Source organism: Actinoplanes sp. G11-F43 (genome assembly GCF_050589265.1).
Lineage (GTDB): Bacteria > Actinomycetota > Actinomycetes > Mycobacteriales > Micromonosporaceae > Actinoplanes.
In genome coordinates this window covers 66,115-79,643 of sequence record NZ_JBNZCE010000014.1, presented here as the reverse complement: position 1 = coordinate 79,643, position 13,529 = coordinate 66,115, and the positions used below count along the sequence as shown (strand labels likewise).

The following is a 13,529-nucleotide window of genomic DNA, read 5'->3' as shown; positions in this document are numbered from 1 at the left end:
GCACCCGGCCATGCCCCGGCAGAGGCATGGCCGGGCGGCGTCACCTCAGAAGTCGTCGTCGAAGGAGACGGTTCCGGTCACACCCACCTGGTAGGCCGACACCCGGCGCTCGAAGAAGTTCGACAGCTCCTGGACGTCCTGCAGCTCCATGAACGCGAACGGGTTCTTGCTGCCGTACATCGGGGCGATGCCCAGGGCCTGCAGCCGCCGGTCGGCGACGTGCTGCAGGTATTCCCGCATGTCGCCCAGCGACATCCCGGAGACGCCCTGTTCGAGCAGGTCCTCGGCGAACTGGACCTCACACTCGACGGCCTCGGCCAGCATGTCGCGGACCTCCTGCTCCATCTTGTCGTCGAACAGGTCCGGCTCCTCGGCCCGGACCTGGTCGACCACGTCGAAGGCGAACGCCATGTGCATGCTCTCGTCGCGGAACACCCAGTTCGTGCCGGACGCCAGGCCCTGGAGCACACCACGGGAGCGCAGGAAGTAGACGTACGCGAAGGCGCCGTAGAAGAACAGGCCCTCGATGCACGCCGCGAAGCAGATCACGTTGAGCAGGAACGCCCGGCGGTGTTCCCTGGTCTCCAGCCGGCGCAGGTCGAAGACCGAGTCGATCCACTTGAAGCAGAAGTCGGCCTTGCGGGCGATCGACGGGATGTTCTCGACGGCCGCGAACGCCTCGAAACGCTCCTGCTCGTCGGGCACGTAGGTGTCGAGCAGGTTCAGGTAGAACTGAACGTGCACGGCCTCCTCGAACAGCTGCCGGGACAGGTAGAGCCGGCCCTCCGGCGAGTTGACGTGCTGGTACAGGTTGAGGACCAGGTTGTTCGCCACGATGGTGTCACCGGTGGCGAAGAACGCGACCAGCCGCGACACCAGGTGCTGCTCGGCGGGGCTGAGCTTGGCCAGGTCGGCGAGGTCGGAGTGCAGGTCGACCTCCTCCACCGTCCAGGTGTTCTTGATCGCGTCCTTGAAACGGTCGAAGAAGTGCGGGTACTTCATCGGCCGCAGGGTCAGGTCCATACCGGGGTCGAGCAGCATTACTGGCAAGCCTCACAGATGTCGGGGTTCTCAAGGGACGAGGCGAGTGCGCCGCCGCCCAGGTCGCCGAGCAGGTTCACGCCGGGCACGACGGCCGGCTTGGCAACGGTGGCCTGGGCGGGGACCACCACAGCGGCGGGAGCCACGGCGACGGTCGCCTGCTGGATGCGCGTCGCCGGGCGCGAACGCAGGTAGTACGAGGTCTTCAGGCCGGCCTTCCACGCGTACAGGTACATCGAGGAGACCTTGTTGATGGTCGGCGCGGCCATGAACAGGTTGAGCGACTGCGACTGGTCGATGTACGGGGCACGGGCCGCCGCCAGGTCGATCAGCGCCTTCTGCGGCAGTTCCCACGCGGTCCGGAACAGCTCGCGCACGTCCGCGGGCAGCTCGGCGATGCCCTGCACGGAACCCTCGGCCCGCTTGATCGCCTCACGGATCTCGGCGGTCCACAGTCCACGGGCCTTGAGTTCGCGTACCAGATAGGTGTTGATCTGGAGGAACTCGCCGGACATCGTCTCACGCTTGAACAGGTTGGACACCTGCGGCTCGATGCACTCGTAGGCGCCGGCGATCGACGCGATGGTGGCGGTCGGCGCGATCGCGATCATCAGCGAGTTGCGCAGGCCGTGCTCGGCGATCGACGCCTTGACGGCCGCCCACCGCTCGGGCTGCCCCAGGTCGGCGCCCCACAGCTCGGGGTGCAGGTCACCCTTGGCCGCGCGGGTCTCGGCGAACGCCGGGTGCGGGCCGAAGCGCTGGGACAGCTCGACCGACGACTCCAGGGCGGTCAGGAAGATCTCCTCCTGGACCCGGGTGGACAGCTGCTTGGCCTCGGCCGAGTCGAACGGCAGGCCGAGCATGAAGAACGCGTCCTGCAGGCCCATCAGCCCCAGGCCGACCGGGCGCCAGCGCGGGTTGGACGCGGCCGCCTGCTGCGACGGGTAGTAGTTGATGTCGATGACGCGGTCCAGGTAGACCACGGCGGTACGCACGGTCGCGCGCAGCTTGTCCCAGTCGACACCGCCGGCGTTGACGTGTGCGCCCAGGTTGATCGACCCGAGGTTGCACACCGCGGTCTCGTCGTCGTTGTTGACCTCGAGGATCTCGGTGCACAGGTTCGACAGGTGGATCACGTTCTGCGGCTCGCCGGTCTGGTTCGACAGCGCGTTCGAGCGGTCCTTGAACGTCATCCAGCCGTTGCCGGTCTGGGCCAGGGTGCGCATCATCCGGCCGTACAGATCGCGGGCCTTGACGGTCTTGACCGCCTTCTTCTCCGCCGCGCGGTAGGCCTCGTCGAACTCGGCACCGTAGAGGTCGGGCAGCTCGGGCGCCTCGGACGGGTCGATCAGCGACCAGTCGCCGTCCGCCTCGACGCGGCGCATGAACTCGTCCGGGATCCAGTTGGCCAGGTTCAGGTTGTGGGTGCGGCGCGACTCCTCACCGGTGTTGTCGCGCAGCTCCAGGAACTCCTCGATGTCCGGGTGCCACGGCTCCAGGTAGACGCAGGCCGCGCCCTTGCGGCGGCCGCCCTGGTTGACGGCGGCGACCCCGGCGTCGAGGGTCTTCAGGAACGGGACGATGCCGTTGGACTTGCCGTTCGTGCCCCGGATCAGGGCGCCCCGGCCCCGGATCCGCGACCAGGCGATGCCGATGCCACCGGAGAACTTCGACAGCTTCGCCACCTGGTGGTAGCGCTCGTAGATCGAGTCCAGCTCGTCCTTCGGCGAGTCGACCAGGAAGCACGACGACATCTGGGTGTGCCGGGTGCCGGAGTTGAACAGGGTCGGCGAGCTCGGCAGGTACGCCAGCGACGACATCAGCCGGTAGAAGCTGATCGCCTCCCGGGCGTCCTTCGACAGGCCACAGGCGACCCGCAGCAGCCAGTACTGCGGGGTCTCCACCACCAGCCGCGAGGTCGGGTGGCGCAGCAGGTAGCGGTCCGCGACGGTGCGCAGCCCGAAGTACTCGAAACGCAGGTCACCGGCCAGGTCGATGGCGTCGTCCAGCTTGCGGGCGTTGGCCGCCACGAACGCGGCGGTCTCGTCACCGATCAGGCCCTCGGTGTGCGCGTACCGGATCGACTGACTGAAACTGGCCACGCCCTGGAGGCGGACCTCCTTGTCGACGTACGCCGCCAGCAGCCGGGCGGCCAGCCGCGAGTACTGCGGCTCCTCACCGATCAGCTCGGCAGCCGTCTGGATCGAGAGCTTGTCCAGTTCCGCGGTGGTGGCCCCGTCGTACAGGCCGCTGATCGTCTTGGTCGCCACCCGCAGCGGATCGACCTCGTCCAGGTCGGCGACCCACAGCTCGACCGCCTTGACGATCTTGTTGACGTCGACCGGTTCCAGGTCGCCGTTTCTCTTGCGCACCTGCATCGCATGCCGTCGCTGTTCCGGCACACCGGCGGTCCTGGTGGTGAGCGTCATGCCCTCTCCTCGCGAGCCCGACGCGTGGAAGGCAGACACCAGCGGCCCGCGGGCACACGGCCGCGCGGACGTTCGGCGTCGGCCGTCCCACGCGGCCTTCAACCGCCGCGCACCAGGCCGGTGCACGGCGCGCTGGCAGGTCTTCGGACTCGTGGGCACGGCTCTCGCAAGCCATCTACTGGCCGTCGCTTCCCAGGCTCGGTGACGAGCCCAGTGCTTGACTGACGGCGGTCGTTCCCACTCACCGCTGCGGGGCAGTCCCGGCCTCGCACCGGGTTCCCTGTTGCCTCGGGCAGGTCTCATCGACCCATCCGAACCAGCTGCGGGAGACACCATATATGGGTGGGGCCGGAAATTCATAACCCAACATGGTGTGTTCAAGACGTCACCCGAGAGAGATCAACAACACCCCTTCCCGCAGGTACGCCACCAGATCCCGCCCGGCCGGTTCCCCTCGGCAGCCCACGGCGAGAGGATGGGAGTCCCCCGACGGAAAGGGATCACCGGTTGAACACGCCGCCCGCACTCACCTCGATCTCCGGACATCTCGGACAACCATCTGGCCCTGACCGGCGCCACGATCGGAGCCGGCGGCGCGATCATGGTGGGGCTGGCCGACCGGCACGTGCCGGCGGAGCGGCTACCGTCCTTGATCGAGGGTTTGAGCAGCGGCGATGCCGGTCCCGCGGTGGCCGCGGTGACCACCGCACCGCCCGCGGACGACCTCGGCGACCACCGCGCCTGGATCGACGCCTGCTATGCCGGCACCGACCTCGGCGTGATCATCGGCCGTCTCACCGCGCATCCCGCACCGGAGGCGCGGGCCGCCGCCGAGGAGATCGCCGGCAAGTCGCCGACCTCCCTGGCGGTCACGTTGCGTTCGCTGCGAACGGCGGCCCGGTTGAGCGGTCTACGGGCGGCGCTCGCCCAGGAGTACCGGCTGTCGGCGGCGCTGCTGCGGCTGCCCGACCTGGCCGAGGGCATCCGCGCGCAGATCATCGACAAGGACCGGCGGCCGCGCTGGTCGCCGGTCCCGCCGAACCTCGTCGACGATCTGTTCAGGAGGTCGTGACCGATTCCTTCGCCGCGGCGTCCGCCACCGTGCCCGGCATGTCCCCGGCCGGTCCGCGACCGCTCCGGTTCCCCGGCGACCGTCCACGGATCGCCCCCACCGTGATGTCCGCGAGGAGGAACACCAGCAGCGGAATCCCGAACAGCGGGAGGAACCAGGCCACCGCGAACACCGCCGGAACACCGACGGCGATCAGCCACGCCGGCAGCCGCAGCCACGCCCCACGGGCCGGAGCCGGGCCGGCGAGCCGGCGGCGGTCACCCCGCGTCGGACGGCGCTGCCACCACATCCGGTAACCGAGGACGATCATCGTGACCAGCCCGAGAGCCAGCAGCGCGAGGGCGATCTGGTTCACCAGCCCGAACATCGTCCCCATGTGCAGGTCGACACCCCAGCGGGCCATCTTGGCCATGAACGGGTAGTCGGAGAATCGCACCACGTCGGTGACCCGCAAGGTCGCCGGGTCGACGGCGGCCACGTCGACCGAGGTCGGGTACTCCCGGTGCACCTCGGTCACGGTCCACGTGCGGCCCTCGCCCTTCGGCAGACCGATCTCGACCTGATCGGAGTCCACCTCGGCGGCCCGGGCCGCGTCCCACACGGCGCCGATCGTGGTGACGTCGACCGCCCCGGTGTCGGCGGGCGCCCCGCCACCGTGCGCCGAGTGCTCACCCCCGGTGACGACCGGGGCCGCCGTGACGGTGGTGCTCACCGAGGGTGTCGACCAGTTCAGCTGGGATCGCAGCTCGGTGACGTTCTCCCCGGCGAACGTCGACCAGGTCAGCCCGGTCGCGGAGAGCGCCAGAAAACCGACGGCCATCCACATTCCGAGAACGCCGTGCCAGGCCCGGGTCCGGGCCCGCCCGGTCGCCCCGCGGGTACGCCGCACCCGGCCCAGCCACATCCACAGCCCACCGAGGGTGACCACCCACAGCCAGGAGGCCGCGAGTTCGCTGTAGTACCGGCCGATGTCGCCGAGGTGCAGTGACCGGTGCAGTTCGTCGATCCAGGACCGGACCGGAAGCGCGCCGGTGGTGCCGTAGACGGTCTCCTGCCCCAGCACCGCCCCGGTGCCCGGGTCGATGAAGACCGCGTGCCGGTACGACTCGGCGAACCGCCCGTCGTCGAAGATCACCCGGGTGGTGCCGCCCTCCGGAGCCGGCCGGACCGCGACCAGATTGGGAACGGTGGTGACCTGCTCGGCGGCGGCCACCTGCCGGGCCAGCGGAACAGTCGACGTGGTGGCGGCCGGTGGCTTCAACAGGTCGGCGTGGACGGCCTTCTCCAGCTGCGGACTGAGCGCGTACAGGCCTCCACTGATCGCCGCGATCAACAGAAACGGCCCGATCAGGATGCCCGCGTAGAAATGCAGCCGCAGCAGCAGGGGCCTGATCTCGCTGTTGGTAATCAGGGCAGAACTCCTCGGTCCGGATCAACGACGTGTCGCTGGGAAGTCGTCGTTCCGGGCCCTGTGGTTCCCGCCGTTTCGAATCCCCGGTCGTTTCCCGGTACGGGCGTATCGACCGGTCTGCCGGCCGGCTCCGGCGGCCGGGCCGGGCCGCCGGAGCCGGTGAGTGCCGGAGCGTCAGTCGCCGTAGCGGTCGAAGGAGACCGTCCAGTCGCCGAGGCCGTTCCAGATCGGCAGTTCGCGCGGGGTGTTCTTCACGTCGACGATGTCGCCGAGCAGGAAGTTCTCGTAGCACCACTTGGCGTCGGCGGTGCTCAGGTTGATGCAGCCGTGCGACAGGTTGGCCCGGCCCAGCGAGCCGTTCCACGGCGCGGCGTGCAGGAACTCGCCCGAGTACGAGATGCGGGTGCAGTAGTCGACGACCATCGGCGCGTAGTAGTTCGGGTCGTTCGGGTCGCTGACACCGTAGCTGCCCGAGCTCATCGAGTGTTTGCGCTGCTTGGAGAGCACCACGTGCGGGCCGCCGGCGGTCCAGTAGCTGATCTTCTCGCCGTTCGAGCCGGTGGTCCCGCCGCCCTTGCCGAGGCTGCTCTTCATGGTGCGGACGAGCTTGCCGTCGATGTAGACCTTCGTCATGTGCGTCCGGTTGTCACTGACCGCGATCAGCGAGCGCCCGATCTTGAAGTCGGTCGACACGTTGCGGGCGCCGTACGTCGTCTTGCCGAGCTTGACGCCGTACATGTTGACGGCGACCTTGATCTTCGTGCCGGACTCCCAGTACTTCGCCGGCCGCCAGTGCACGGTCTGGTTGTTCTTCCAGTAGAACTTGCCCTCGACCGACGGCGAGGTGGTGATCTCGATGGCCTTCTCCGCGGCGGCCTTGTTGACCGGGCGGCTGAACGCGACGATGACCGGCTGCCCGACGCCGTACGTCTTGCCCTCCCGCAGGGACGCCATCGCGTTCGCCTGGAAGGTGACCTTCGCGACGTTCTCCGGCTTGAGGGTGGTGAAGGTGACGTCCTCGGTGGTCTCGGTGCCGACGCTGTTGGCGGCGGTGACACTGACCGTGTACTTCTTGCCGTACGCGAGGTCCTCGGTCGACTTCCAGGTCCCGTCGTCCTGCATCTCGCCGTCGATCTTCGCCTTGCCGGCGGTGACGGTGACGGTCTTCAGGGTGCCGTCGGCGACACCCACGGTGATCGGCTTGACCGGCGACACCCCGGTCGCACCGGACTCGGGGGTCACGGTCACCCGGGCCGGCGCCGCACTCTCGATGTTCGCGACCGGGTCGACCCACGCGGTGGTGTCGGTGCCGGCCTTGCCACCGGTCGCGGTACACCCGGCAGCCGCGGCAGTGGCGGTGACCGCGGCCACACCAGCCGCCCCGATGATCACCTTACGTCGTTGAATCATGACTCTCACAATCGAGGGGTCCCGGTCGGCGCCATCCATGGCCGTACCAGACAAGACGTACGGGGATCCCGGAATCGTTGCCTGTCGAGTCGATCAAAGGATGGAGGATCGTCATCCTGACAGATCTGGATCCGATCCGGTACACCACAACAGCGGAAACAGCAGACCTTCTACCATCCGTACGTGAGAATCGTCGCGATGACCGACGAGCACGCGGCACGGGTGCTCGACATCTACCGGCTCGGCATCGAGAGCGGGGACGCCACGTTCGAGACGGAGCCGCCGGCCTGGGAGCGGTTCACCACCGGCCGGCTGCCCGGCCACCGGTTCGTGGCGATCGGCGACGGCACGGTGCTCGGCTGGGTGGCGTGCAGTGCCGTCTCCGACCGATGTGTGTACGCCGGGGTCGTCGAGCATTCCGTCTATGTCGATCCGCACGCCCAGGGCCGTGGGGTCGGCCGGGCGCTCCTCGACACGTTGATCGCGTCGACCGAGGCGGCCGGGGTGTGGACGGTGCAGTCCGGGGTCTTCCCGGAGAACACCGCGAGCCTGGCCCTGCACGCCGCCTGCGGTTTCCGCACGGTGGGCACCCGCGAACGGGTCGGCCGGCAGCACGGCCGGTGGCGTGACGTCGTGCTGCTGGAGCGCCGCAGCCCGCACATCACCTGACCGGCCGCGAACGGGTCTCGTGGTGCCGGACCCGGCCCACGATCACCGCGCCCGGGCCGTGCACCAGCACACTGGCGATCACCGTCAGGGTCATCGTGGTCAGGGCGGTGTCGGCCAGCACCCCGTCCGGCAGGTCGTTGAACGCCAGCAGGCCGAACACGATCGAGGTGGTTCCGCGGGGGCCGATCACGCCGATGGTGAGCCGTTCCCGCAGGGTGGTCCCGGAGCCGGCCAGTGCCAGCAGCATCGGCCCGATCCGGATCACGGTGAGGACGGCCAGGCAGTACAGCACGACCGTCCACCCGACCCCGCCCCGTACCGTCATCACCGCGGCGTTGCCCAGGTAGAACCACATGCCGATGGTGAGCAGCGCGGCCACGTCCTCCAGCAGCTGCAGTTCCGGGGTCTGCACCGGCTTCTTGATCCGCCGGCGGGGCGCCACCTGCCGCAGGAACCGGAACGCGATCCCGCACACGAACGCGGCCACGAACCCGTTGCCGCCGAGTTCGGCGGTGGCCGTGTAGGTGAACAGTGGCAGCGCCACCACCAGCACCCGCCGGGACTGCCCGGTGACCCGTTCCCGGCGTTCGGCCAGGTTCATCAGCCAGGCGACGGCCAGCCCGAAGGCGAGCCCGCAGGCGATCGCCTTGAGCGCGGCCGGCACCGCGGTGGCCAGGGCCTCCAGCGGGGTGTCGGCGGGTGACGAGGTGCCGGCCAGGATCAGCGCGAACGCGAAGATCGGTGACATGATCCCGTCGTTGTATCCGCCTTCGACGTTCAGCACGTCCCGGACCCGGGCGGGCACCAGACGGTCCCGGACCAGGGACTCGGCGGGCGCCAGGTCGATCGGCACGAGCACGCACCCGATCACCAGCAGCGCCGCCCAGGACAGCCCGGCGGGCAGCAGCAGCCACCCGAGCAGCACCGCGGCGATCAGGCTCAACGGCATGGCGACCAGCAGCGTACGGACGGCCATGCCGGGTTCGGCCCCGAACAGCCGCCCGCCGCGCACCTCGTTGGCGTCGACGAACAGCAGCACGGCCAGGATGACCTCGGCGACGTGCTGGGCCACCCCCTCGTCCAGGGTGCCGGCGATCGCGTCGGTGAACAGGCCGGTGACGATCCCGGCGAGGACCATCACCAGGGGCGCCCGCACGTTCCACTGCTCGAGGCGGCGGGCGACCAGCGCCCAGGCCCCGGTGACGGCCGCGATCACCACCAGGCAGAGGATCATGCACCACGGTAGGACGCCGGCCGGGCCTCCGGGGCCGGAACGACGTCGAAGCGCACCCGGGACGACCCGATGTCAGAGCGGAGGACTGCCCGCGCAGTGGTGGCATCGGGCCGGGCAGGGCGTCTGTGGCGGCGCGGCGGACAGGCCGCTGTCACGCAGGACGGTGGTCACGGTCTGCTCGAAGGTCGCGGTCTCCGGCACGACGACCTCACCGGGTACGCCGAGCAGGTCCCGTTCGGTGTACCAGCCGCGCATCGTCTCGGCGGTGACCGGGATCGGTTCCTCGCGGCGGAAGTGCCGGCGCACCGTCTCGTCGAACGACACGTCCATGTAGAAGCAGGCCGCCGCGGTGTCCCCGGCCAGCCGGCGCAGCGGCTCCCCGTACTGGCCGGTGTGCAGGATGCCCTCCAGCACCACGTGGTAACCGGCGTCCAGGGCGGCCCGCACCGTCGCCACGATGAAGCCGGGCGCCACCGCGTCGTCGCCGTTGCCACCGTGCTCGCGCAGGATCACCCGGCGCAGATGGTCCTGTTCGATCAGCGCGCAGCCCCGGCCGTACCTCCGGCGCACCTCCCGGGCGGTGGTGGTCTTGCCGCTGCCCGAGTTGCCACGAATGATCACCAGCACCGTCACGTCTTCTGTCATACCCCGGCGGTAGGTTCGCCGGCATGACAGACACGGGGGCTCTCGTCCTGCCGGAGTCGTGGCACGAACACGTGCATCCACGGCGCGGCGGCACCGTCACACGGCCGTTCACACCCGATCCGGAGGCGCGGGACCGGACCGGGCGGATCACGGCCGAGTCGCGGGGGCGGCTGACCGCCCTGCTGGCCGCGGTGTCCACTCCGGAGCCGATCCGGGCGGCGGCGGCCCGCTGGCTGGCCGGGGAGCCCGATCCGCTCGGGGCGGGCACGGTCGCGGCGATCCTGGACGGGCCGGAGGCCGCCGCCTGGGCCGACGTGTGGATCCAGGAGCACGGTCTGCGGTTCGCCACGCTGGCCGCGGTAGAGACGGTCGCGCTGATGATCGTCAACGACATGGCGCTCGGCTGGCGGTACTACCCGGAGGCCGACTCCGGGATCCGGCACCGGCTGCCGGACGATCCGGTCGACGGTTCCCCGCTGGGCCTGCGCGCGCTGCTGCGGGTCCGGGCGGCACTGGCGGTCGCGCCGGACGACGAGTTCACCCGGGTGGCCGCCGCGCTGGAGCCGTACCGTGCCGGCGAGCGGTATGCCCGCGCCGCCTGCGCGGTGGTCACCGCCCGGCCGGACTGGGTGGCCGAGGACATGACCGGCGCCGAGTGCCCGATGCTGCTCTACGCGGCGAGCACCCCGGAGCAGGTGGCCGCGCTCACCCCGACGGTCGACCTGGTGCACGGCGACGTGGGCCGGGATCTCTTCGTCACCATCGCCGACGGGGTCGGCGCCGCCGCCGGCCCGGCCCTGCTGGAGTGGTTCGACGAGGGCTCCTGGGAGTACACCGCACGCGGCACCGACCAGCGGCTGCTCGCCGTGCTGGCCGCGATGCCCGATGACGAGGTGATGGGCGGGCTGCTGGCCCGGTCCGGCCGCCGGATCGTGCGCACGGCCCTGCTGGCGGCGGCCGAGCGGTTCCCCGCCCGGGCCCTGCGACTCCTCGCCGAGGCCGGCGACGACCTGCTGCGCGCGCACGTGGTGAAGCATGCCGGCCTGGTCGGCCGGGTGCTGCCGCTGCTGAGCCCGGCGGCCGCCGCCCGGGTCCGCGCCATCACGGCGGCCTGGGACGACGTGGTGCTCGCGCCACTGACCGCGCTGCCCCCGGTGCTGGCCGACCCACCGTGGCGGCATCGCCGCACCGCGGCCGAACCACCGGTGATCACCGGTCTGCGCTGCACCGACGCGCCGGCGGTGAGCTGGCTGCCGGGCGAGCGGCAGGAGTGGGCGCAGACCTGGCTGACGTTCCACAACAAGCCCGGCACCGACTGGGCCGCCCTGGCCGCGTCGGTGCTGAGCGGCGGTGACGGCGGCAGATGGTCGGACCCGGCCCGGCTGTTCCTCACCGGCCCGGAGGAGGTGGCCCGGCCGGCGATCATCCGGTGGCTGCCGAAGACCGATCTGGACTCGGCCGAGTGGCTGCGGGTCGCCGCGGCCCGGTTCGAGACCGACGCGCTGCCCGCACTGTTGTCGCTGGCCAGGGCGACCCCTCCAGAGTTCGGTCCGCACCTGCTCCCGTTCACGTCACCACCGGTGGCGACGGTGATGGCGGACTGGTCGGCGCGGCTCAAATCGATGCGCCGGACCGCCCGGAAGTGGCTGCTGCGGCATCCCGAGGCGGCCGCACGGGCACTGATCCCGGCCGCCCTCGGCAAGATCGGGACCACCCCGCGACGGCAGGCCGAGCGCGCCCTGCTCCTGCTGCACACCAACGGCCGGACCGACCAGATCAACACCGCCGCCATCACGTACGGCCCGGAAGCCGCCGCCGCGGTGACAGCCCTGCTCACCGCCGATCCGTTGCGGGCCCTGCCGGCGCGGATGCCGTCGGCGCCCGGCTGGGCCGCTCCCGGGGTGCTGCCACCGGTGCGACTGCGCGACGGCTCCGGGGCCCTGCCCGCCGAGGCGGTCGGCACCCTGATCCTGATGCTGATCCTCTCCCGGCCCGACGAGCCGTACGCCGGTCTGGACCTCGTCCGGGAGGCGGTCGAACCGGCCGATCTCGCCGAGTTCGGCTGGGCGCTGTTCGAGCAGTGGCAGACCGCCGGGGCGTCCGGCAAGGACGGCTGGGCGTACGACACCCTCGCCCTGACCGGCGACGACGAGACGGTGCGGCGGCTCACCCCGCTGATCCTGACCTGGCCGACCGTGGGCCTGCACGCCCGGGCCCTCGCCGGGCTGTCCGTGCTGACCGGCATCGGCACCGATCAGGCGCTGCTGCACCTGCACCGGGTGTCACAGCGGGCCAGGTCCACGCCGTTGCGCAAGGCCGCCACCGCCCGGATCACCGAGATCGCCGACGGGCTCGGCCTGACCGCCGAGCAGCTCGCCGACCGGCTGCTCCCGGACTTCGGGCTGGACGCCGCGGGCGGCATGCGCCTGGACTACGGGCCACGCCAGTTCGTGGTCGGATTCGACGAGCAGCTGCGGCCGTTCGTCACCGACGCCGACGGCAAGCGGCTGAAAACCCTGCCCAAGCCGGGGGCCCGCGATGACACGGCGCTGTCCGAGGCCGCCTACCGGCGGTTCGGCGTCCTGAAACGGGAGGTCCGCAAGATCTCGGCCGAGCAGGTGCACCGGCTGGAACGCGCCATGGCCGACGGCCGGCAGTGGACCGGCGCCGAGTTCCGCCGCCTGTTCGCCGACCATCCGCTGCTGTGGCACATCGGCCGCCGCCTGGTCTGGTTCTCGGCCGGCTCCGGCACCGCCCTGCGGATCGCCGAGGACCGCACCTTCGCCGGTGCCGACGACGATCCGGTCCCTGTCACCGACGGCGAGATGATCGGTGTCGCCCACCCGGTGCGGCTGGGCGCGGAGACGGCCCGCTGGGCGGAGGTGTTCGCCGACTACGAGATCCTGCAGCCGTTCCCGCAGCTGGGGCGGCCGGTGTTCACCCTCACCGACGCCGAGCGGTCAGCCGGGCGGCTGACCCGGTTCGAGGGGATCACCGTGCCCACCACGAAGGTGCTCACCCTGGACCGGCGCGGCTGGTCCCGCCACGAGGCCGACGACAACGGGGCGCAGCGGGCCTTCGACAGGCTGGCCGGCCCCGGCCGGGTCCTCACCGTGCATCTCGATCCGGGCATCGTCGGGCAGGCGGGCTTCGACGCCGAGCAGAAGCTGCTGGCGGTCTATCTGCACGACGGCACCGTGGACCCGTGGTATCTGGACGACGAGAAGACGCTGCCCCTGGGCGACCTCGACCCGGTGTCGGCCTCCGAGATCCTCCGCGACCTGACCGACGTCACTACCTGAGACGTCCGTGTGCCGATTTGCGGCTCGATTCGAGCCGCAAATCGGCACACGGTCTGACCTCGGCCACGGAAACTCCGCACCGGCGCGCCGAACCGCCCGGCCAGCCGCCATGCCCGACCGACGCCAACCGCACGGCCCGCACCCGACCCGCCGCCGCACCCGACCCGCCGCCGCGCCCGACCCGCCGCCGCGCCCGACCCGCCGCCGTAACCGGCCCGCGCCCGACCCGCCGCCGCACCCAACCCGCCGCCGCACCCGGCCCGCCGCCGCGCCCGACCCGCCGTCGTAACCGGCCCGCCGCCGCAGCCGGCCCGCG

General features: G+C 71.0%; 9 protein-coding genes and 1 riboswitch. Of the genes, 3 read left to right on the top strand and 6 right to left on the bottom strand.

Going from position 1 to position 13,529, the window contains the following annotated elements; all coding sequences use genetic code 11:
• Positions 1 to 45 precede the first annotated feature (45 nt).
• Together ACQ0O7_RS15620 and ACQ0O7_RS15615 are read right to left on the bottom strand one after the other, a co-directional pair.
• Positions 46 to 1,041: a ribonucleotide-diphosphate reductase subunit beta gene (locus ACQ0O7_RS15620; RefSeq protein ID WP_430782775.1), complete on the bottom strand. Its 996-nt coding sequence runs from the start codon at positions 1,039 to 1,041 to the stop codon at positions 46 to 48.
• On the bottom strand, positions 1,041 to 3,470 hold the full coding sequence (locus ACQ0O7_RS15615; protein WP_430782774.1) for a ribonucleoside-diphosphate reductase subunit alpha: 2,430 nt from the start codon (positions 3,468 to 3,470) through the stop codon (positions 1,041 to 1,043). Before ACQ0O7_RS15615 ends, ACQ0O7_RS15620 begins: the two co-directional genes overlap by 1 nt.
• 117 nt (positions 3,471 to 3,587) lie before the next feature.
• Positions 3,588 to 3,806, bottom strand: a riboswitch (cobalamin riboswitch).
• A 208-nt stretch (positions 3,807 to 4,014) separates the two neighbouring features.
• On the opposite strand from ACQ0O7_RS15615, the gene ACQ0O7_RS15610 reads away from it, so the two are divergent.
• The gene (locus ACQ0O7_RS15610; RefSeq protein ID WP_430782948.1) at positions 4,015 to 4,542 is read left to right on the top strand and encodes an enoyl-CoA hydratase/isomerase family protein; all 528 of its coding nucleotides are present in this window, start codon (positions 4,015 to 4,017) and stop codon (positions 4,540 to 4,542) included.
• On the opposite strand, the gene ACQ0O7_RS15605 is transcribed toward ACQ0O7_RS15610, so the two are convergent.
• Entirely contained in the window at positions 4,529 to 5,914 is a 1,386-nt protein-coding gene (locus tag ACQ0O7_RS15605; RefSeq protein ID WP_430782947.1) for a PepSY-associated TM helix domain-containing protein, read from the bottom strand. The two genes, ACQ0O7_RS15610 and ACQ0O7_RS15605, sit on opposite strands and share 14 nt — an antisense overlap.
• A 213-nt stretch (positions 5,915 to 6,127) precedes the next feature.
• Positions 6,128 to 7,363, bottom strand: a complete 1,236-nt coding sequence (locus ACQ0O7_RS15600) for a L,D-transpeptidase (RefSeq protein ID WP_430782773.1) — start codon at positions 7,361 to 7,363, stop codon at positions 6,128 to 6,130.
• 198 nt (positions 7,364 to 7,561) lie between these two features.
• Between ACQ0O7_RS15600 and ACQ0O7_RS15595 the strand changes: the two genes are divergently transcribed.
• Positions 7,562 to 8,032 carry a GNAT family N-acetyltransferase gene (locus ACQ0O7_RS15595; protein ID WP_430782945.1) on the top strand — a complete coding sequence of 157 codons (471 nt, stop codon included), beginning with the start codon at positions 7,562 to 7,564 and terminating at the stop codon, positions 8,030 to 8,032.
• Here ACQ0O7_RS15595 and ACQ0O7_RS15590 read toward each other — a convergent pair.
• Positions 8,025 to 9,266, bottom strand: a complete 1,242-nt coding sequence (locus ACQ0O7_RS15590) for a cation:proton antiporter (protein ID WP_430782772.1) — start codon at positions 9,264 to 9,266, stop codon at positions 8,025 to 8,027. The two genes, ACQ0O7_RS15595 and ACQ0O7_RS15590, sit on opposite strands and share 8 nt — an antisense overlap.
• Before the next feature lie 72 nt (positions 9,267 to 9,338).
• Positions 9,339 to 9,911, bottom strand: coding sequence for an AAA family ATPase (locus ACQ0O7_RS15585; protein ID WP_430782771.1), 573 nt, complete (start codon positions 9,909 to 9,911; stop codon positions 9,339 to 9,341).
• Positions 9,912 to 9,934: 23 nt separating this feature from the next.
• On the opposite strand from ACQ0O7_RS15585, the gene ACQ0O7_RS15580 reads away from it, so the two are divergent.
• The gene (locus ACQ0O7_RS15580; protein ID WP_430782770.1) at positions 9,935 to 13,213 is read left to right on the top strand and encodes a DUF4132 domain-containing protein; all 3,279 of its coding nucleotides are present in this window, start codon (positions 9,935 to 9,937) and stop codon (positions 13,211 to 13,213) included.
• The last annotated feature ends 316 nt before the right edge of the window (positions 13,214 to 13,529 follow it).

Bases quoted from the DNA above. Each gene is read 5' to 3' on its own strand.
- ACQ0O7_RS15600 (WP_430782773.1), bottom strand. From the start codon at position 7,363: ATGATTCAACGACGTAAGGTGATCATCGGGGCGGCTGGTGTGGCCGCG.
- ACQ0O7_RS15615 (WP_430782774.1), bottom strand. From the start codon at position 3,470: ATGACGCTCACCACCAGGACCGCCGGTGTGCCGGAACAGCGACGGCAT.
- ACQ0O7_RS15620 (WP_430782775.1), bottom strand. From the start codon at position 1,041: ATGCTGCTCGACCCCGGTATGGACCTGACCCTGCGGCCGATGAAGTAC.
- ACQ0O7_RS15590 (WP_430782772.1), bottom strand. From the start codon at position 9,266: ATGATCCTCTGCCTGGTGGTGATCGCGGCCGTCACCGGGGCCTGGGCG.
- ACQ0O7_RS15595 (WP_430782945.1), top strand. From the start codon at position 7,562: ATGACCGACGAGCACGCGGCACGGGTGCTCGACATCTACCGGCTCGGC.
- ACQ0O7_RS15580 (WP_430782770.1), top strand. From the start codon at position 9,935: ATGACAGACACGGGGGCTCTCGTCCTGCCGGAGTCGTGGCACGAACAC.
- ACQ0O7_RS15585 (WP_430782771.1), bottom strand. From the start codon at position 9,911: ATGACAGAAGACGTGACGGTGCTGGTGATCATTCGTGGCAACTCGGGC.